Origin of the sequence: Streptomyces sp. AK010, assembly GCF_014207295.1 — a bacterium.
In the GTDB taxonomy this organism is placed as follows: Bacteria; Actinomycetota; Actinomycetes; order Streptomycetales; family Streptomycetaceae; genus Streptomyces; species Streptomyces massasporeus.
Genome location: NZ_JACHCX010000020.1, coordinates 123,774 through 141,324, shown reverse-complemented (window position 1 = coordinate 141,324; position 17,551 = coordinate 123,774). Strand labels below are relative to the sequence as shown.

The window sequence follows — 17,551 nt, the reverse complement described above, 5'->3', positions numbered from 1 at the left end:
CCGGCCCTCCGGCCCTCTGACGCCTTGGTGCCTTGGTCCCGGCCTACTTACCGCACGTCGGCAGATCCGCGGTGTCGCCGCTGCGGATGTCCTTGAGAGCGCCGAGGGCGTCCTTGATGGTGCCCACCTTGACCAGGGTGAGGCCGTCGGGGGTGTCCATGGCGGCGGCCGCGCAGTTGTCGGCGGGTGTCAGGAAGTACTGCGCGCCCTTGGCCCGCGCGCCCACGGTCTTCATCTCGATGCCGCCGATCGGCCCGACCTTGCCGGCGTCGTCGATCGTGCCGGTGCCGGCCACGAACCTGCCGCCGGTCAGACTGCCCGGGGTGAGCTTGTCGTAGATGCCGAGCGCGAACATCAGCCCGGCGCTCGGTCCGCCGACGTCGGCGAGCTTGATGTCGATGGTGAACGGGAACGTGTGGTCGGTCCCCGCGGAGATCCCCACGATGGCCCGCTTCTCACCGGCGTCGTCGGACGTCGTGGTGGTCACCGTGATGTCCTGCGTCTTGGTCGGCGTCCGCTTCTCCTTCTCCGCGGCGGCCTGCTCCTTGGCCGGCACGATCGTGAAGCGGACCTCCTGGCCCGGCTTGTGCTTCGTGACGAGCTTCGCGACGTCGGCCGGCTCCTTCACCACCGTACCGTCGACAGCCTTGATCACGTCCCCCGCGTGCAGCTTGCCCTCCGCCGGGGACCCCTTGACGACCGTCGAGACGATCACCCAGGACTTCACCGGAACGTCCAGTTGCTTCAGGGCGGCGACCTTGGCGCTCTCCTGGGACTGGCTGAACTCCTCGGCGTTCTCCTGGGTGGACTGCTCCTCGGTCTTGCCGTCCGGGTAGAGCGTCTCGTGCGGCACGACCTTGTTGTCGTGCGCGAGCCAGCCGTAGACGGCCTCGACCAGGTTCATCCGGTAGTCGGCGCTCGTGACCCGGACCGTGGTCATGTTCAGGTGGCCACTGGTCGCGTACGTCTTCCTGTCCGCGATCTGCAGCACCGGCTCACCGTCGTGATCGCCCAGCGTGTTCACCGTCGGCCCCGGGGACATCTCCGCGTAGGGCACGGGGATGAACACTCCCGCGCACAGGAGCGCGATCAGCATCAGGGTGGAGGCGAGCATCGTCGCGGTGCGGCGTGGCATGACACGACACTACGGGACGGTCCTGTCAGCGCACCGTCAGGGCCGCCCTTCGGGGGCGACCCTGAGCTCCATCACGCTTGTGACCTGCTGTTTCCTGGCCCGTCAGGCACCGGGCCGGGGCTTCTCCATGGCCTCCCGGAAGCGGGCGTAGCCGGTGAGCTCCGGGCCGTCGTTACGGACCTTGCGGGTCCGGTTGGCCCAACTGCCCCAGAGCCCCGCGCCGATGGCAGCCACAAGCGGAATCAGCAACCAGGCGAGAGCCGCCATGCCGACCTCCAACCCCTTTGAGCGTCCGCAACTGACTGATCAGCAGATTAACCATCCGCAGTGACAACGCTCACGCCGGGGGTGCGGTTACGCAACCGGAAGACGGCCCTCGAGATCAGCAGGCGCCGACCCACTCCTCGGTGCCGTCGGAGAACTTCTGGTGCTTCCAGATCGGCACCTCGTGCTTGAGGTCGTCGATCAGCTTCCGGCAGGCCTCGAAGGCCTCTCCGCGATGCGGGCAGGAGACGGCGACGACCACGGCGAGATCCCCGACCCGGAGGTCCCCCACGCGATGCACGGCCGCCAGGGCCCGCACCGGGAACCCGGCGGCGACCTTCTCGGCGATCCGCCGCATCTCGGCCTCGGCGCTGGGGTGGCACGAATACCCCAGCTCGTCGACGTCGGCACCCCCGTCGTGGTTGCGCACGGTTCCCACGAAGAGCGCGGTGCCCCCGGCCGCGTCGTCCCCGACGGCCCGGAACACCTCGTCCAGGGAGAGGGCCGAGTCCCGGATCCCGATCAGCTTGATCGGATCCTGCGCGGCCTGCTCACCGGGGTGATCGTTCGTGGTTGTCATGGGTCCATCGTGCCGCACGCGACCGACAGCGCGGAATGGAGTCATCGGCCGGCACGCGCGCGTACGCGTTTGGAGTCTCCTACAGGGGCATCCCTCTCCGGCCCCGGCTGTGTGTCCCTCAGATCCGCCGTCGGGCCTTCCGCGCCCGCCGCACCACCGCCGCCGCGCCCAGCAGCGCCACCGTCGCACCCGCGGCACCCGCGGCCGTGGCGTCCTTGCGGCCCAGCCGCCGTCCGGCGACCGTGTGCCTGCCCGACACCTCCTCCAGGAGTTCCGCCAGCACCTCCTCGTTGGTGTACTGCGGCCGCCACCCGGCGTCGTGCAGCCGGCTGCCGCTCACCACCCAGGGGTACATCGTGTACGCCAGGTCCCCGGCCGGGGACGGCGTGAGCCCGATCCGGTGCAGGCGGGCCGCCGCCCCCAGAGCCACCGCCGACGGCAGCTCCATGCGCCGGATCCCGCTGAGCTCCTCGACCTCCTCCTGCTCCAGCCAGCCGTCACACCCGACGGTCAGTTCCCCGTCGACCTTCTCCAGGACGGCGTACTCCAGCGCGCTGCACAGGTCCTCGACGTGGCAGAACTGCCACGCGGGCCGCGACCCGGCGACGACGAGCAGGCGGGGAGACTCGAAGTACCTGGTCAGCGCGGTGTCCGTGCCTCCGCCCACCAGTACGGCGGGCCGCACCACGGTGACGTTGAGCCCCGGGTGCGCCCGGGGCGCCCGGCGCGCCAGCCGTTCGATCTCCAGCAGGTCGCCGACGCCGGTCGCCTCCGCCGTGGCGCGCAGCTCGGCGTCCTCGGACAGCGGCAGCTCGTTGTCGGGCAGCGCCCCGTAGACCATCGCCGAGGTGCAGAGCACGACCCGGTGCACCCCGGCCGCCGCGGCAGCCGTCAGGACGGTCTGCGTCCCCCGTACGTTGTAGGCCGTTCGGGCGGCCGCGTCGGTCTCGAGATCGAGATCCAGCGCCAGGTGCACCACCACGTCGGCCCCGCGCAGCTTGTCCGCGATGGCCGGATCCCGTACGTCCAGGACGTGCCACTGGGCCGCCGCGCACTCGCCGCGCCGCTCGTCGACGGCGAGGACCTGCTTGACCTCGTCGGATGCGGCGAGCCGCTCCGTGAGCAGGGCTCCTACGCCGTACGCGGCGCCGGTCACCGCGACGACGGGGCCGCGCGCCGCGGGACGCGCGGAACTGGTTGACTGGTTTCGCGCTGCGCGAACCTGCGGATCTGGGGAACTCACCGGGCGTCTCCAGCGGTTGTCTTCAGTACGAGCGCGTCCGACGCGTGCGTACCAGGTGGCATCCATCCTGCCGCAGGCCGTCAGTCGGCGAAGCACCGAGGCCCGATCCGCCCCAGGTGTCTACGCTGGGTGGTGTTGTCGGGCAGCCGTGCCGCCGGAAAGAACCGGCGGCCCTACCAGCCGAGGAATCCCGTGAGTGACACCCCATTCGGATTCGGCCTTCCGCCGGAGGAGCCGGACGACGGCGACGAGGGCAAGAAGAAGGACCAGCAGAGCGGTGGTGGTCAGGGACCGGCCAACCCGTTCGGATTTGGCGGCCTGCCCGGAGCCGGAGGCTTCGGCTCGGGCCCCGGTGGCCCCGGCGGCCCCGGTGCGGACAATCCGTTCGCAGCCATGTTCGGGTCGCTGAACCCCACCGACCTGGGCGCCGCGTTCCAGCAGCTGGGCCAGATGCTCTCCTACGAGGGCGGCCCCGTGAACTGGGACATGGCCAAGCAGATCGCCCGCCAGACGGTCTCCCAGGGCAGTCCTGACGGCACCAAGGACGCCAGCGTCGGCCCCGCCGACCGCAAGGGCGTCGAGGAAGCCGTCCGCCTGGCCGACCTGTGGCTCGACGATGCCACGTCGCTGCCCTCCGGCGCCGCCTCCGCGGTGGCCTGGAGCCGCGCGGAGTGGGTCGAGGCGACCCTGCCCGCCTGGAAGGAGCTCGTCGACCCGGTCGCCGAGCGCGTCGGCACCGCCATGGGCGACGTCCTGCCGGAAGAGATGCAGGCCATGGCCGGCCCGCTGATCGGCATGATGCGCTCGATGGGCGGTGCCATGTTCGGCACGCAGATCGGGCAGGCCGTCGGCGTGCTCGCCGGTGAGGTCGTCGGCTCGTCCGACATCGGTCTTCCGCTCGGCCCGGCCGGCAAGGCCGCGCTGCTGCCGGTGAACATCGAGACGTTCGGCAAGGACCTGAGCGTTCCCCAGGAGGAGGTGCGGCTGTATCTCGCCCTGCGCGAGGCCGCCCACCAGCGCCTCTTCGCCCACGTGCCGTGGCTGCGCTCGCATCTGTTCGGCGCGGTCGACGGCTACGCCCGCGGGATCAAGGTCGACACGGCCAAGCTCGAGGACGTGGTCGGCCAGTTCGACCCGCAGAACCCGGAGCAGCTGCAGGAAGCCCTCCAGCAGGGCATGTTCCAGCCGGAGGACACACCCGAGCAGAAGGCCGCCCTGGCCCGTCTGGAGACGGCTCTGGCGCTCGTGGAGGGCTGGGTGGACGCGGTGGTCCACGCCGCGGCGAAGCCCCGCCTGGCATCCGCCGACGCCCTGCGCGAGACGCTGCGCCGCCGCCGCGCCTCGGGCGGTCCTGCCGAGCAGACGTTCGCCACGCTGATCGGCCTGGAGCTGCGCCCGCGCCGTCTGCGGGACGCCTCCCGTCTGTGGGCCTCGCTCACGGACGCGCGCGGTGTCGACGGCCGGGACGCCCTGTGGCACCACCCGGACATGCTGCCGACGGCGACCGACCTGGACGACCCGGACGGCTTCGTGCACCGCGAGCAGATCGACTTCTCCGAGCTGGACAAGATGCTCGGCGAGGCGGCGGACAAGCCCGACCTGAAGAAGAAGGACGAGGGCGGGAGCAAGGGCGACGACGCCGGGTGAGCCTGTACGACGACGCGGTCCTCGTACTGAAGGGGTACGAGGACCAGGCGGAGCTGCGCCAGGCCTATCTGGACCACCTGGCGGAGCACCCGGACGGCCTGTGGAAGGCCTGCCACGCGGGTCACATCACGGCGAGCGCCCTGGTGATCGACCCGGAGGGCGGCCGGGTGCTGCTGACCCTGCACAGGAAGCTGCGGATGTGGCTGCAGATGGGCGGCCACTGCGAGCCCGGCGATGCCTGTCTGGCGGACGCGGCCCTGCGTGAGGCGACGGAGGAGTCCGGCGTCCTGGGTCTCTCCCTGCTGCCCGGCGGTCCGGTGCGCCTGGACCGGCACCCGATCCCGCCGCCGTGCCACTGCCACTTCGACGTCCAGTACGCGGTCGTTGCGCCCCCGGACGCCGCGCACGCGATCAGTGACGAGTCGCTCGACGTGCGCTGGTTCGGGTACGACGAGGTGGCCGGGGTGGCGGACGAGTCGGTCGTGCAGTTGCTGGCGGCGACCCGCGTGAGGATCACGACGTGAGTTACATGTAAGGGGCGGCCGCTGTAGCGGCCGCCCCTTACATGTCATTGTGAAGGCGGGTGCGCCCCTTCAGGGGCGCGGGGAACTGCGCGACCAGCCACGGACGGCCCGCGGACGGAGCGATACCGCACCCCCTCCGACCCCTGGGCCGAACCCACAGAGCGCAGAGCGCTCAGCTCCAGACGTTGCCCTGGTTCTGCCCGCGCGCTCCCTGCTGGCCCATGCCGTACTGCGCGGCGAGTCCGGAGCCGGTCTGGGCGCCCTGCGGCGGCAGCAGCTCGCTGGGCTGGACGAGCGCGAAGCCGGTGCCCATGAAGCTCAGCTCCCAGCCCTCGCCGGTGCTGCCGCGCCGCCGCCACACCCCGGAGGAGTGCGTCTGCGCCTGCATCTGCACCCGCAGGCTCGTCGACCAGGCGACGATCGCGTCGGCGTCGCAGTTGACGTACTTGTCGGGCGTCACCTGCAGCGCAAGCGGCATACCGGATGTCATCAGGGCGACCTTCCCCCGGCCGGTGATGTTGAGCTGGTACTTCCCGGAGCCGGAGATGCCGTACAGGCTGTCCACGGCGATGACCTCGTGGTGCAGGGAGGAGTCCATCGCCAGCACGTAGCTGCTGTCTACGGTGAGGCCGTCCTGGTCCACCTCCATGACGTGGACGTGCTGCTTGAGGTTGGCGAGGTAGACCGTGCCCTGCCCGTGGCAGCGCATCAGGTCCAGGCCCTCTCCGGTCTGCGCACGCACGCGTGACTGCTGGTTGCTCTGGAGCTCGGCGTCGAACTCGACGAGACCCTGGTAGGCGACCATCGTGCCCTTGCGGGCCAGGATGTCGTCGTGGCCCTCCAGGGCGACGCGCAGCATCTGCTTGTTCTGCAGGCTCCAGCGTTCCTGGGTCTGTTGCTCGTTGTAGGCGAAAATCGGGCTCTGCATGGCGTGTGGCTCCCCCTCAGCCCCGGACCCGGAGGCGGTCGGTGCTGTCCTCGCTGGGCTGGACGACGACGATGCCCTGACCGGAGAAGGCCATCTGGTAGGCCTCGCCGCTGCCGCGGCCGATCAGCGACTGGGCCCGGAAACTGCGCTTGCCCTTCACCTTGAGGTTCGGGGACCAGGCGACGAGCGCGTCGGGGTCGACGTAGGTCTCGTCCTCGCCGCCTCCGCAGTCGACGACGATGGGCTTGCCCCGGGAGGTCAGCGCGACCCAGCCCTGCCCCGAGATCTTGGTGTTCCACAGGCCCTGCCCGGCGAACTTCGCCAGGCCCTTGACCCGCTCCACGCCCCACGTGAGGTGGGCGTCGAAGGCGAGCAGGTTGGTGGCGTTGACGGAGATGCCGTCGCCGTTGAGGTTGATCACGACGACGTTCGCCCCGTAGTCGGCGAGGTAGAGCAGGCCGTCGCCGGAGCACTTCATCAGGGGCGCGCCCTCGCCGGTCATCCAGTCCTTGGCGATCTGGCGCACGGCCGGCGGGTTCGGCTCGTACTGGACGAACCCTTCGTAGGCGACCATCGACCCCACGCGCGCGAGGAGGTCGTTTCCGGTCTGCATGGCGACCTTCAGCATGTGGTTGCCGTGGTTCTCCATGCGGGCGGTGACGGGTGCGGGGGCGTGGCCCGCGAGCTGCTGTGTCATGACGGGCTCCCTCAGACCTCGTACGGCTGGACGACGATGAAGTTGCCGGGCGCTCCCCGGAACTGCAGGTTCACGCTCTCCCCCGTGTCACCGGGGTAGGCGTTGCGGCGCATCCGCACCTGGCTGGACACGACGACCTGGGCGGCGGCCGACCAGGCGACCACGGCGTTGCAGTCGGCGAACGTGGTCGGCGTGACGGGCAGCACCACGGGAGTGCCGTGCGTCTTCACGACGATGGTGCCGGTGCCCTGGAACTGCATGGTGAACAGTGCGCCGCCGGGGATGCCGTGGCCCTCGATGCGGCGGACCTCGTAGGTGAGGCTCTCGTCGAACGCGAGGACATTCTCGGCGGAGACGCAGACGGCGTCGCCCTGGAGCTCGAGAGGGTGCAGCATGGTCGAGTTCTCGGCGAGGAACACCTGTCCCTGGCCCGTGCAGCGCATCAGCTGCATCTCCTGGCCGGTCGCGTTGCCCACGATCCGGCCGGCGAACCCGGCGCCCTTGTAGCTGAAGTCGACCTTGCCCTGGTAGAGCACCATGCTGCCCTGTCGGGCCAGCACCGGCTGTCCGCCGATGCCGAGGTCGACGCGGACGAGCTTCTTGTTCTGCTGCGTCCAGCGCTGCCCCGTGGGCGTCTCCTTGAACTGCTGGAGCGCGCCGGACACACCGGGGCCCTGGGGAGCACCTTGAGGGGTACCCTGCGGGGCTCCGTAGGGGGCCTGCCCGAACGGCGGCTGCTGCTGTCCGTAGCCGGGGGGCGGGGTGGGCTGGCCGTAGCCGGGGGGCGGGGCCGGGGCTTGGGGCGCTTGCGGCGCATGAGGTGCCTGGGGCTGGCCGTAGCCAGGAGGCGGCGGCGCGGTCTGACCGGGGACCTGGCCGTACTGCGGCGGCTGCTGGCCCGGCTGGCCGTACGGCGCGGGCGCCGGGGCCGGAGGCGGCACCTGCGAGCCACCCGGCGGTGCGTGCAAGGGCGCGCTGATGGTCGGGGCGGCGTGCACCTGGGGAGCGGGCGCCGGGGCTGGAGGCGGGGTGGAGCCGGGCGGGGGCGCGAAGCCCTGGGCGGCCGGCTGGGGTGCGGGCGCCGGAGGCGCCGCCGGGGCCGGGGCCGGGGCGGGTTCCGGCGTGCCGGGAACGCCGAACGCGGGCGGGGCGAAGCCCGGGGCTGCGCCGGCCTGCCGCTGCTGCGGGGCGGGCGCGGGCGTCTCCTCCTCGGCCACCTCACCGCCGAAGTTCTTCAGCAGCGCGTCCAGACCGCCGTCGAAGCCCTGCCCGACGGCGGCGAACCTCCAGACGTCCTTCAGATAGAAGTCGCCCAGCATCACGGCCCGTTCGGTGGAGAACTCCGAGCCGTTGAAGGAGTAGCGCGCCACCTCCTCGCCGCCCGCGACGATGCGGATGTAGCCGGAGGCGATCTGCGACATCTGGCCGGCGCCGTCGATCGTCGCCGTGAAGGACAGCTTCTGGATCTGCGACGGGATCCGGTCGAGCGTCACGCGGAAGGACTCTGTGTCACCCGCCTGGGCGCCCAGGAGCTGAATGGACTCCTCGGGGGACTTCGGCTGGTTGAAGAAGACGAAGTACCGGTCGTCCGAGAGCCGTTCATCGGCGTCGAGGCCGAAGCAGCTGATGTCGAAGCTCAGTCCGGGGCCGGCGATCTGTACACCTACGTACAGATCCGTGCCCGCGGTGAGGTCACTGATCCTGGCCTTGTGGCCGCGTTGGAATTCCCTGGCCATGCGTAACGACCGTCCCCCATCCAGAACGTGATTGCGTCGCGTCAGGCTAACGGCAAACTCGGACACCGGACGAGGTCGGTACAGAGCCGGTACAGAACGGCCGCTCGGCCGTATCGGCTGTTCGCTCGCGGAAAGCGGCCGGTCACACCGCGGGGCTCTCTCCCCGCGCGCCGGGCACGTGGGGCAACCGCTCGGCGGCGACCACGCCTTCGAGGTATCCCCGGGCCCGCTCGGTGCGCGGATAGGCCGTGAGGAGTTCCCAGAAGCGTGGTCCGTGTCCGGGGACGAGCAGATGGGCGAGTTCGTGGAGGAGGACGTAGTCGACGACGTACTCGGGCATGCCCTGGAGGCGGTGCGAGAGGCGGATGCTGCCCTCGGCGGGGGTGCATGATCCCCAGCGCGTGTTCTGGTTGGTCACCCAGCGCACCGACACGGGCCGGGCCCGTCCGCCGAAGTACTGCTCCGACAGGCGCCGCGCCCGCTCGGCCAGCTCGGCGTCGCCGAGCGCCCGCTTGCTCTCCTGGGCGGCCAGCTTGTCGAGCATGACGTTCACCCAGCGCTGCTCCTCCGCCTCGGACATGCGGGCGGGGATGAGCACCACGGTGCGATCGCCCTCGCGGTACGCGGAGACCGTTCTGCGTCGGCGGGCGCTCCTGCGGACCTCGATCGCGCTCGCCCCGGAGCCGCTCGGCGGCTGGCTCGTCGTGCTGCGGTGTGGCGTTCCGGCGCGGTGCAGTGGGTCGGCGGGCACGCCCCGACGTTACCCGCTGCACACGGGGAAGTCCCGACTCCGGGACGGTTCGGTGCCGCCACCCCCACCGGCCGCCGGATTTGTACGACGAATACCCACGCCTGTGGACAACTTTCGGCGCTCGGCGGCGGGGTTGGGCATGCTGGATCCCGTCGGCGAAGCGATGGCGGGGTCGGTCCGGGACCAGGGGACCGTTTCCGCGCTCGGGTTCGGCCTGCGCCGGGCGTGCCCGTGTCCGGGTCGGGCCCGGACAGGGGCACCCTCGGGTTCGGCCTCGGCGTGACCTGCCCGGGCCTGCGTCTTCGCTCTGCCGACATACGGGGACGATCTACGGCATACGGGGGCCTGTCATGCATCCGATGGTGAAACCCGCGCTCAGGCGCGGCTGGCGCGACCTCAACACCGTGCAGTTCGGGATGACACCGGCGCATGCGATGACTCTCGGCCCGATGGACCTGGCGACGGGCAGCTTCCTCGACCTGCTGAACGGCACGCGGGGGCTGGAGCTCCTGCGCGAGGAGGGACGCCGCATGGACCTGCCCGACGGTCATGTCGACGGGCTGGTGCGAGGGCTCGCCCGAGCCGGGCTGCTGGACGACGCCCGGGGCGGCGGGCCGGCGGCCGACGCCCTGCGGAAGAAGAAGGAGGTTCTCGACCGGCTGCGCCCCGACCTGGCCTCCCTGGCCCTGACGACCTCGGCCCCCGGGGACGCGATCGGTCAGCTGGCGGCCCGGTGCTCGCAGCGCGTGCAGGTGCGGGGCGCGGGCCGGGTGGGTGCCGTGCTGGCCTCGCTCCTGGCCGGGGCGGGCGTGGGCGAGGTGGCCGTGCTCGACGGTGGCCGTGTGGAGCCGTGGGACGTCGCGCCGGGCGGGCTTCCCGCGGAGTCCGTCGGCGACCGCAGGGACGAGTCGGCCCGCCGTGCCGTGCGCCGGGCGGCCCCGGACCGGCCGCGGCGCCGCGCGACGGCTCAGGCGTCCCCGGGGGCGGGAGACCCGGGATTCTCGCTGGTGATCATCGCCCCGCGGGACGATGTCGCCGTGCACGCGCCGGACCCGGCCGCCGCCGAGCCGCTGATGGCTTCCGGGACACCCCATCTGTACGCCGGTGTCGTGGAGGGCACCGGCGTGGCCGGCCCTCTCGTGCTGCCCGGGGAGACGAGCTGCGCGGGGTGTCTGCAGGAGGGCCGAACCGACCGGGACCCGGCCTGGCCGCGCCTGGTCGCCCAGTGGCGCTCCGGCAGGCAGCGGCAGGTCAGGGCCTGCGATCTGACGCTGGCCACGACCGTGGCCGGCCTGGCGGCCGCTCACGCACTCGCCTTCCTGGACGGCCAAGTCCCCTCCACTGCCGGATCACGCTGGGAGGTCTCCGTCCCCGGGCTCCGCTGGCATGCGCGGTCGATCCGGGCGCATCCGGAATGCCCGTGCGCGGCGGTGGAGAGAGGAAAAGGGGAGCACCTCTCGGAGGACGGGACGTCGCACGAGACAATGGCGGTGCAACGGCCGTCGGAGCAGTGCCGTGAGGCAGAGGCGGAGCGGCCGGCTGGGACTTGGAGGGCGCATGTCTGATCTTCCCCGGAAGGCGGTTACCCGGACCGCCAAGCTCGCCGCGCTCCCGCTCGGCATCGCCGGGCGGGCGACCTGGGGATTCGGAAAGCGGATCGTCGGTGAGTCCGCCGAGCTCGTCGGCCGTGAACTCCAACAGCGCACGGCTGAGCAGCTGTTCAAGGTGCTCGGCGAGCTCAAGGGCGGGGCGATGAAGTTCGGCCAGGCCCTGTCCGTCTTCGAGTCCGCGCTCCCCGAGGAGGTGGCCGGCCCCTACCGGGCCGCGCTGACCAAGCTCCAGGAGGCCGCGCCGCCCATGCCGACCCGTACCGTGCACGCGGTGCTGGAGGAGCGGCTCGGCGAGGGCTGGCACGAGCTGTTCCTGGAGTTCGAGGACAAGCCCGCGGCGGCGGCCTCGATCGGCCAGGTCCATAGGGGGGTGTGGCACGACGGCCGCGAGGTCGCGGTCAAGGTGCAGTACCCGGGCGCCGGTGAAGCGCTGCTGTCGGATCTGAACCAGCTGAGCCGCTTCTCGCGGCTGCTCGGTCCGCTGATCCCCGGCATGGACATCAAGCCGCTGATCGCGGAGCTGAAGGACCGCGTCTCGGAGGAGCTGGACTACGGTCTGGAGGCCCAGGCCCAGCAGGCCCACGCGGAGGAGTTCACGGACGACCCGGACGTGCTCGTGCCGCAGGTGGTCCACCAGTCCGACCAGGTCCTGGTCACCGAGTGGATCGACGGCATCCCGATGTCGGAGATCATCTCGGACGGCACCCAGGAGCAGCGCGACCGTGCCGGACAGCTCCTGGCCCGCTTCCTTTTCTCCGGCCCCGCCCGCACGGGGCTGCTGCACGCCGACCCCCACCCGGGCAACTTCCGGCTCCTGCCCGGGGGCCCGGAGGGCGAGGACGACTGGCGTCTCGGCGTCCTGGACTTCGGCACGGTCGACCGGCTCCCCGGCGGCCTGCCCGCCACCATCGGCGAGTCCCTGCGGATGACCCTCGACGGGGAGGCCGAGGCAGTCTACGAGCTGCTGCGCGTGGAAGGGTTCGTCAAGGAGACGATAGAGCTGGACCCGGACGCCGTCATGGACTACCTGCTGCCGATCATCGAGCCAGCTCAGGTGGAGGAGTTCACGTTCACCCGGGGATGGATGCGCAGCCAGGCGGCCCGGGTCGCCGACCCCCGCTCACCCGCCTACCAGCTCGGCAAGCAGCTCAACCTGCCCCCGTCCTATCTGCTGATCCACCGGGTGACATTGAGCACGATCGGGGTGCTGTGTCAGCTCGGAGCGACAGTGCGGCTGCGCGAGGAGCTCGAGGAGTGGCTGCCGGGGTTCGTCCCGGAGGACCCGGCGGACGGTGAAGAAGCGGCGGAGGCGTGAGTCCGGGCCGGGGGCGTCACCACCAGTCCGAGTCCAGGCGCCCCTCGATGGACCTGAGGTTCTCCCGGGAGCAGATTTGGCAGTAGTGGCGGCGGGCGCCGTCCTCCACGGAGTAGGTCCAGGTGAGCGGCAAACCGTCGGTCAGGGCGTCGGCCGAGGTGCCGCAGCAGGCACAGACAAGGCGCCGCGGCTGCGCGGCGGAGCCGTCGTCACTGCCTCCTGAAGGACTCGTCACCTGGCGACGATAACTCCGCACCGGGCGACAGGGTGGACACAACGCCCCCGGGTTCAGCGGCGCACAGCCCGGCGCGAAGGCCAGGACGCCTCGGGCTCGATGGACGCCGCGCGCCCTCCCGTACAACGCGCCACGGGGGCCGGTCCGTTGGGTACGGACCGGCCCCCGTGGTGAGAGTTCGGCGGCGGCAGCCCGGGCTCATGGGCCGGGCTGTCCTCACGTCAGGTGCGGCAGGTTACTGCATGACCGCCATGGCGAGCGCCCGGCGGGCACGCAGTGAAGCGCGCTCCGCCCTGCGCTGCATCCGGCGGGCGGCCATCAGGCGCACGGCCTGTCGATCCCGCTCCGCCTCCTGCAGTCGCTCGCGCATATGCGCGCGAGCCATGGCTTCTGGGATGAGTTGCATCTCACGGGTCCTGTTCTGACGCGAGTCCTTCGCGCCGCTGATGGTGAAGTCTTGGTTCGCGGAGCCTGCGGGCTCGTAAGTGGACGGCTTCATCGGGGCCTGCTTCTGGGGGTCGTGCGTGAGAGGGCGGTCGATCGTGCCTGCGGTGTTCATGCCGTGACCGGGTTCTTCCGCGGGCGACCACGGGGCCGCTTCCGGGCGACGACGACCCCCTGGACGAACAGCTCGCCACCCCAGACGCCCCAGGGCTCACGCCGCTCCTTGGCGCCGGCGAGGCAGGCCTCGACCAGCGGGCAGGTACGGCAGAGGGACTTGGCGTACTCGACGTCCGCGGGCGACTCGGCGAAGAAGACCTCCGGGTCGTAGGACCGGCACGGGACGGGTACGCCGAGGTTCTCGATGGCGTCGTCGAGCGCGGTGAGCGCGGTGAGCGGGGTCAAGGTGGGGTCCTCCGTGGAGCCGGGCTTGGGGATCGTGTCGGAAGGCGGTACGGACGGGGCGTGCGCTTCGAGTTGCACGGTTCGTCTTCCTCGTCTGTTCGTTCCGGCCTGTTGACCGGGGGGTGGTGGTACCGGGTTCTTTTCTTGTCCCGAGGCTCCTTCGGTCCGTCATCCCTGGTCAGGGACAAACAGAAGGGCCGCGGATCCCGGATGGGGTTCCGCGGCCCTGAAGGCGCCGGCCTGATCTGCGATCAGGCTGGATGACTCCAGGGTTCTGGCCCACGGAAGGCCCACATCTGGTGGTGCTGCGTCGTCTGCTTCCGGAATCCGGCACCGGTTGCCGTAAAGGCATAGGCCTGTGCCTGTGCCTCTACTGCCGCTTCCAGTGCCTTGGTCGGTCGCTCATTGCGCTCGCGGACGGGAAGGCCCGCGGGAGCAACGGAGGAGGACGCCGGACGGACGGCACGAATGCCGGACAGACCGGTGCCCAGGTTCGAAACGCCGAGCATGCACGCGGAGACGGCCGAGCGATCGGTCATTTTCACGATGCTGACGGAGCTGGTGTTGATGCTGATCACTGGACTCGCCTCCTCTCGGCGTCTCGGGGGACTGGACGAACCAGTCCTGCGGATATGCAAGTACAACACGGAATCAGGGCCTCCGAGAAGGCCGCTGCTCTCGTGCCTAAGAACCTATGGGGATTGCTGGGGCATGCGCAAACTATTTTTTCGACGAGTTCGTGTCAGTCCTGATCTGTGCTCTCAGCGAGGGACTGGCCTGCGCAGATGGCCAGCACGTCGGCCCCGTAGCGGGTGAGCTTGCGCATCCCGACGCCCGGGATGCGGGCGAGCTCGCGCTCGTCGTCGGGAGCGGACTCGGCGATCGCCATCAGGGTGCGGTCCGTGAACACGCAGAAGGCGGGCTGGCCGCTGCTGCGTGCCTGGTCGGCGCGCCACTCGCGCAGCCGCTCGTACAGGCCCTCGTTCATGTCGGAGGGGCAGTCGTCGCAGCGCATCAGTTTCATCTCGCCCGGGTCGGTCAGCGTGCGGCCGCAGACTCGGCAGCGGGCGGGAACTCGCTGGGCCCGCCTCGGGGCGGACTCCCTGGTTCCGGGGATTCCGCGCTCGATTCCGCCTGCTCCGCCCGCGGTGGTGCGGCCCGTGGTGGGCGTCGAGCCGGGGCGCAGTCCGTCGAGGAAGCGGCTGGGGCGGCGGTTGGGGCGGCCCCCGGGTGAGCGGGAAAGCGCCCAGGAGAAGCGGAGGTGTTCGCGCGCGCGGGTCACACCGACATAGAGGAGGCGGCGCTCCTCCTCGATCTGTTCGTCGGTCTTGGCGTAGGTGATCGGCATCATGCCCTCGGCCACACCGACCAGGAAGACGACATCCCACTCCAGGCCCTTGGCCGAGTGCAGGGAGGCGAGGGTCACGCCCTGCACGGTGGGGGCGTGCTGGGCGTTCGCCCGTTCGTCGAGTTCGGCGACGAGGTCGGCCAGGGTGGCGCCCGGTTTGGCGGCGGCGAAGTCCTGGGCGAGGTTCACCAGGGCGGCCAGGGACTCCCAGCGCTCTCGCACGGCGCCGGAGCCGGCCGGCGGCTGCGTCGTCCAGCCCTCTCCCGACAGCACGGCACGCACCTGGGAGGGGAGGTCGACGACGTCGTCGAGGAGGGAGTCGTTGCCGCCGAAGCGGGCCGCGCCGCGCAGGGCAATGCCCGCCTTGCGCACCTCCGGGCGGTCGAAGAACCGCTCGGCGCCGCGCAGCTGGTAGGGCACTCCGGCGTCGGCCAGGGCCTGCTCGTAGGTCTCGGACTGCGCGTTCGTACGGAAGAGGATCGCGATCTCGGAGGCCGGGACCCCCGAGTCGATGAGCTCGCGGATCCGGCGGGCCGCGCCTTCCGCCTCGGCGGGCTCGTCGGTGTACTCGGCGTAGACGGGCTCGGGCCCCGCGGGGCGCTGGGAGACGAGCTCCAGGCGGTGGTCTGCGGCCCGGCCCCGGGCCTGGGCGAGCAGGCCGTTGGCGAGGTGGACGACCTGGGGGGTGGAGCGGTAGTCGCGGACCAGTTTGACGACCGTGGCACCCGGGTGGCGGGTGCGGAAGTCGAGCAGGTGGTCCGGGGTCGCCCCCGTGAAGGAGTAGATCGTCTGGCTGGCGTCCCCGACCACGCACAGGCTGTCGCGCTCGCCCAGCCACAGTTCGAGCAGACGCTGCTGGAGAGGGCTGACGTCCTGGTACTCGTCGACCACGAAGTGCTGGTACTGGGCGCGGATCTGCTCGGCGATGTCGTGCCGGTCCTGCAGGACGGCCACGGTCAGCAGCAGCACGTCCTCGAAGTCGATGACGGACCGCTCGCGCTTGACGTCCTCGTAGGCGGCGTAGAGCTGGGCGATCTCGGCGGGGTCGCGGGGCGACTCGCGGCCGGCCTTGGCCGCGGCGGGCGCGTAGTCGGCGGGGACGGTCTGGGTGACCTTGGACCATTCGATCTCGGCGGTGACGTCCCGCAGCTCGCCCCGGTCGAGACGGATGCGGCAGGCGGCGGCCGCGTCGGCGACGAGCTGGATCTTGCGATCGACGAGCCGGGGCATGAAGCCGCCGATCGCTTTCGGCCAGAAGTACTGGAGCTGACGCAGGGCGGCCGAGTGGAACGTGCGGGCCTGGACGCCCGCGGCGCCGAGCTGGCGCAACCGGCCGCGCATCTCTCCGGCTGCGCGATTGGTGAAGGTGACGGCGAGGACGCTGGAGGGGTGCAGGATACCGGCGCGCACCCCGTAGGCGATGCGGTGGGTGATCGCCCGGGTCTTGCCCGTGCCCGCGCCCGCCAGGACGCACACCGGACCGTGCAGAGCCGTCGCCACCTCGCGCTGCTCGGGGTCGAGCCCTTCGAGCACCGCGTCGGCGGAGTCCGGTACCTGCGGGAACAGGGTGGAGTGCGTTGCTGCTGTCACACGGCCATGCTGCCAGGTCGCGCGAGACGGCCGCGCAGGTTGTCCACAGGCGGGCACTGATAGTCGTACCAATGCGGCAGGCGTCACGTCGGGCCGGACCCGGGCACGGGAATGGTGGACCTTTCACATACGTTCTGTCACTGCGACCACCCGCCCCGAGCCAACGAAGGAGCACGAGACACATGCTGGGCACTGTGACGATGTACAGCACCACGTGGTGCGGCTACTGCCGCCGGCTGAAGAGCCAGATGGACCGCGAGGGCATCGCGTACACCGAGATCAACATCGAGCAGGACCCGGAGTCCGCCGCGTTCGTGGAGAAGGCGAACGGCGGAAACCAGACGGTGCCCACCGTCCTGTTCCCGGACGGCTCGACGCTCACCAACCCGTCGCTGGCTCAGGTGAAGCAGAAGATCGGCGTCTAGTCGTCGCGTGCTCGTGCGGGGAAGGCGGCTCCTGAGGCAGCTCAGGGGCCGCCTTCTCGTGGTCGGTCCCACACCATGACGTAGCGCCACAGCAGGGTGCGGCGGACGGTGCAGCCGGGCAGGAGTCGGTGGAGCACCCGCCGGATCTCCGCCCAGGGCAGGTGCACGTCTTCCATGGGCATGCCGACGGGACCGTGCTTGCCGCCGTTCCGGCGGGCGTGCAGCAGGCTCGCGGGCACGCCGCACGCCCTGATGAGCCAGTCCAGAGGCGTCCGGTTGGCGGCCATGCCGACGATCACCAGACGACGGCCGGGTGCGGTGAGCCGGGTGAGGCGGGTGACCGCCTCCGCCAGCGGCGTGTGGTGCACCACGGCGACCGCGCTGACGAAGTCGAACGCACTCTCCGGCAGCGCCCCGTCGGCGAGGTAGTCGGCCTCCAGGCAGGTGACGTTGCCGGGCACGCGCGCGTGCCCGCGAGCACGTTCGATCATCTCCGCGGAGCGGTCGACGCCCGTGAGGGATGCCGACCGTTCCGCCGGCTTGCGGGCGAGCAGCCCGTCGCCGCAGCCCGCGTCCAGGGCCGTGGGGGGGGGGGGGGGGGGCGCGGGGGGGCGCCCGGGGGCGGGGGGGGGGGGGGGGGGGGTGGGGGGGGGGGGGGGGGGGGGCGGGGGCGGGTG

Annotated in this window: 19 protein-coding genes (1 of these 19 running past the window's edge); 5 read left to right on the top strand and 14 right to left on the bottom strand. The window is 71.3% G+C overall.

What is annotated here, in order from left to right; all coding sequences use genetic code 11:
- Window positions 1–43: 43 nt before the first annotated feature.
- From HDC93_RS30940 to HDC93_RS30925, 4 genes are all read right to left on the bottom strand, one after another.
- Entirely contained in the window at window positions 44–1,135 is a 1,092-nt protein-coding gene (locus tag HDC93_RS30940) for a PDZ domain-containing protein (protein WP_185014142.1), read from the bottom strand.
- A gap of 102 nt (window positions 1,136–1,237) precedes the next feature.
- Entirely contained in the window at window positions 1,238–1,402 is a 165-nt protein-coding gene (locus tag HDC93_RS30935; RefSeq protein WP_167455419.1) for a hypothetical protein, read from the bottom strand.
- 115 nt (window positions 1,403–1,517) lie between these two features.
- The gene (locus tag HDC93_RS30930) at window positions 1,518–1,979 is read right to left on the bottom strand and encodes a molybdenum cofactor biosynthesis protein MoaE (RefSeq protein WP_185014141.1); all 462 of its coding nucleotides are present in this window, start codon (window positions 1,977–1,979) and stop codon (window positions 1,518–1,520) included.
- Window positions 1,980–2,097: 118 nt separating this feature from the next.
- Window positions 2,098–3,222, bottom strand: a complete 1,125-nt coding sequence (locus HDC93_RS30925) for an SDR family oxidoreductase (protein WP_185014140.1) — start codon at window positions 3,220–3,222, stop codon at window positions 2,098–2,100.
- A gap of 192 nt (window positions 3,223–3,414) precedes the next feature.
- Here HDC93_RS30925 and HDC93_RS30920 point away from each other — a divergent pair, with 192 nt between their 5' ends.
- Both HDC93_RS30920 and HDC93_RS30915 read left to right on the top strand, forming a co-directional pair.
- On the top strand, window positions 3,415–4,869 hold the full coding sequence (locus HDC93_RS30920; protein WP_185014139.1) for a zinc-dependent metalloprotease: 1,455 nt from the start codon (window positions 3,415–3,417) through the stop codon (window positions 4,867–4,869).
- Complete coding sequence (locus tag HDC93_RS30915; protein WP_185014138.1) at window positions 4,866–5,393, top strand: NUDIX hydrolase; 528 nt, start codon at window positions 4,866–4,868, stop codon at window positions 5,391–5,393. The genes HDC93_RS30920 and HDC93_RS30915 overlap by 4 nt, the downstream gene beginning before the upstream one ends.
- A gap of 172 nt (window positions 5,394–5,565) precedes the next feature.
- Here HDC93_RS30915 and HDC93_RS30910 read toward each other — a convergent pair whose 3' ends face one another.
- From HDC93_RS30910 to HDC93_RS30895, 4 genes are all read right to left on the bottom strand, one after another.
- Window positions 5,566–6,321 carry an AIM24 family protein gene (locus tag HDC93_RS30910; RefSeq protein WP_185014137.1) on the bottom strand — a complete coding sequence of 252 codons (756 nt, stop codon included), beginning with the start codon at window positions 6,319–6,321 and terminating at the stop codon, window positions 5,566–5,568.
- 16 nt (window positions 6,322–6,337) lie between these two features.
- On the bottom strand, window positions 6,338–7,018 hold the full coding sequence (locus HDC93_RS30905) for an AIM24 family protein (RefSeq protein ID WP_031112077.1): 681 nt from the start codon (window positions 7,016–7,018) through the stop codon (window positions 6,338–6,340).
- Between the two features lie 11 nt (window positions 7,019–7,029).
- Window positions 7,030–8,754, bottom strand: a complete 1,725-nt coding sequence (locus HDC93_RS30900) for a TerD family protein (RefSeq protein WP_185014136.1) — start codon at window positions 8,752–8,754, stop codon at window positions 7,030–7,032.
- 142 nt (window positions 8,755–8,896) lie between these two features.
- Window positions 8,897–9,505 (bottom strand): M48 family metallopeptidase, encoded by a 609-nt coding sequence (locus HDC93_RS30895; protein WP_185014135.1) that lies wholly within the window; start codon window positions 9,503–9,505, stop codon window positions 8,897–8,899.
- A 350-nt stretch (window positions 9,506–9,855) separates the two neighbouring features.
- Here HDC93_RS30895 and HDC93_RS30890 point away from each other — a divergent pair, with 350 nt between their 5' ends.
- A complete protein-coding gene (locus tag HDC93_RS30890) occupies window positions 9,856–11,070 on the top strand; it encodes a ThiF family adenylyltransferase (protein WP_185014134.1) in 1,215 nt (404 codons plus the stop codon).
- Window positions 11,063–12,430, top strand: coding sequence for an AarF/ABC1/UbiB kinase family protein (locus HDC93_RS30885; RefSeq protein WP_185014133.1), 1,368 nt, complete (start codon window positions 11,063–11,065; stop codon window positions 12,428–12,430). The genes HDC93_RS30890 and HDC93_RS30885 overlap by 8 nt, the downstream gene beginning before the upstream one ends.
- 16 nt (window positions 12,431–12,446) lie before the next feature.
- Here the strand turns inward: HDC93_RS30885 and HDC93_RS30880 are convergent, their stop codons facing one another.
- The 5 genes from HDC93_RS30880 to HDC93_RS30860 form a co-directional block, all read right to left on the bottom strand.
- Complete coding sequence (locus HDC93_RS30880) at window positions 12,447–12,665, bottom strand: hypothetical protein (RefSeq protein WP_185014132.1); 219 nt, start codon at window positions 12,663–12,665, stop codon at window positions 12,447–12,449.
- A 235-nt stretch (window positions 12,666–12,900) separates the two neighbouring features.
- Window positions 12,901–13,224 carry a hypothetical protein gene (locus HDC93_RS30875; protein WP_031108233.1) on the bottom strand — a complete coding sequence of 108 codons (324 nt, stop codon included), beginning with the start codon at window positions 13,222–13,224 and terminating at the stop codon, window positions 12,901–12,903.
- Window positions 13,221–13,589 carry a WhiB family transcriptional regulator gene (locus tag HDC93_RS30870; RefSeq protein WP_004983671.1) on the bottom strand — a complete coding sequence of 123 codons (369 nt, stop codon included), beginning with the start codon at window positions 13,587–13,589 and terminating at the stop codon, window positions 13,221–13,223. The genes HDC93_RS30875 and HDC93_RS30870 overlap by 4 nt, the downstream gene beginning before the upstream one ends.
- Before the next feature lie 173 nt (window positions 13,590–13,762).
- Complete coding sequence (locus HDC93_RS30865; protein ID WP_185014131.1) at window positions 13,763–14,089, bottom strand: hypothetical protein; 327 nt, start codon at window positions 14,087–14,089, stop codon at window positions 13,763–13,765.
- A gap of 164 nt (window positions 14,090–14,253) precedes the next feature.
- Entirely contained in the window at window positions 14,254–16,449 is a 2,196-nt protein-coding gene (locus HDC93_RS30860; protein ID WP_185014130.1) for an ATP-dependent DNA helicase UvrD2, read from the bottom strand.
- Window positions 16,450–16,631: 182 nt separating this feature from the next.
- On the opposite strand from HDC93_RS30860, the gene HDC93_RS30855 reads away from it, so the two are divergent.
- Window positions 16,632–16,874 (top strand): mycoredoxin, encoded by a 243-nt coding sequence (locus HDC93_RS30855; RefSeq protein WP_142159789.1) that lies wholly within the window; start codon window positions 16,632–16,634, stop codon window positions 16,872–16,874.
- A 41-nt stretch (window positions 16,875–16,915) separates the two neighbouring features.
- On the opposite strand, the gene HDC93_RS30850 is transcribed toward HDC93_RS30855, so the two are convergent.
- Window positions 16,916–17,551, bottom strand: partial view of a bifunctional 2-polyprenyl-6-hydroxyphenol methylase/3-demethylubiquinol 3-O-methyltransferase UbiG gene (locus HDC93_RS30850; protein ID WP_185014129.1) — the 3' portion only. Its footprint extends 126 nt past the window's final position; the window shows 636 of its 762 coding nt (coding positions 127–762); the start codon falls outside the window, past its right edge — the gene reads right to left on this strand; its stop codon occupies window positions 16,916–16,918.

Excerpts from the sequence above, each read along its gene's own strand:
- HDC93_RS30940 (WP_185014142.1), bottom strand. The coding sequence starts at position 1,135 with ATGCCACGCCGCACCGCGACGATGCTCGCCTCCACCCTGATGCTGATC.
- HDC93_RS30935 (WP_167455419.1), bottom strand. The coding sequence starts at position 1,402 with ATGGCGGCTCTCGCCTGGTTGCTGATTCCGCTTGTGGCTGCCATCGGC.
- HDC93_RS30930 (WP_185014141.1), bottom strand. The coding sequence starts at position 1,979 with ATGACAACCACGAACGATCACCCCGGTGAGCAGGCCGCGCAGGATCCG.
- HDC93_RS30910 (WP_185014137.1), bottom strand. The coding sequence starts at position 6,321 with ATGCAGAGCCCGATTTTCGCCTACAACGAGCAACAGACCCAGGAACGC.
- HDC93_RS30905 (WP_031112077.1), bottom strand. The coding sequence starts at position 7,018 with ATGACACAGCAGCTCGCGGGCCACGCCCCCGCACCCGTCACCGCCCGC.
- HDC93_RS30900 (WP_185014136.1), bottom strand. The coding sequence starts at position 8,754 with ATGGCCAGGGAATTCCAACGCGGCCACAAGGCCAGGATCAGTGACCTC.
- HDC93_RS30890 (WP_185014134.1), top strand. The coding sequence starts at position 9,856 with ATGCATCCGATGGTGAAACCCGCGCTCAGGCGCGGCTGGCGCGACCTC.
- HDC93_RS30885 (WP_185014133.1), top strand. The coding sequence starts at position 11,063 with ATGTCTGATCTTCCCCGGAAGGCGGTTACCCGGACCGCCAAGCTCGCC.
- HDC93_RS30875 (WP_031108233.1), bottom strand. The coding sequence starts at position 13,224 with ATGAACACCGCAGGCACGATCGACCGCCCTCTCACGCACGACCCCCAG.
- HDC93_RS30855 (WP_142159789.1), top strand. The coding sequence starts at position 16,632 with ATGCTGGGCACTGTGACGATGTACAGCACCACGTGGTGCGGCTACTGC.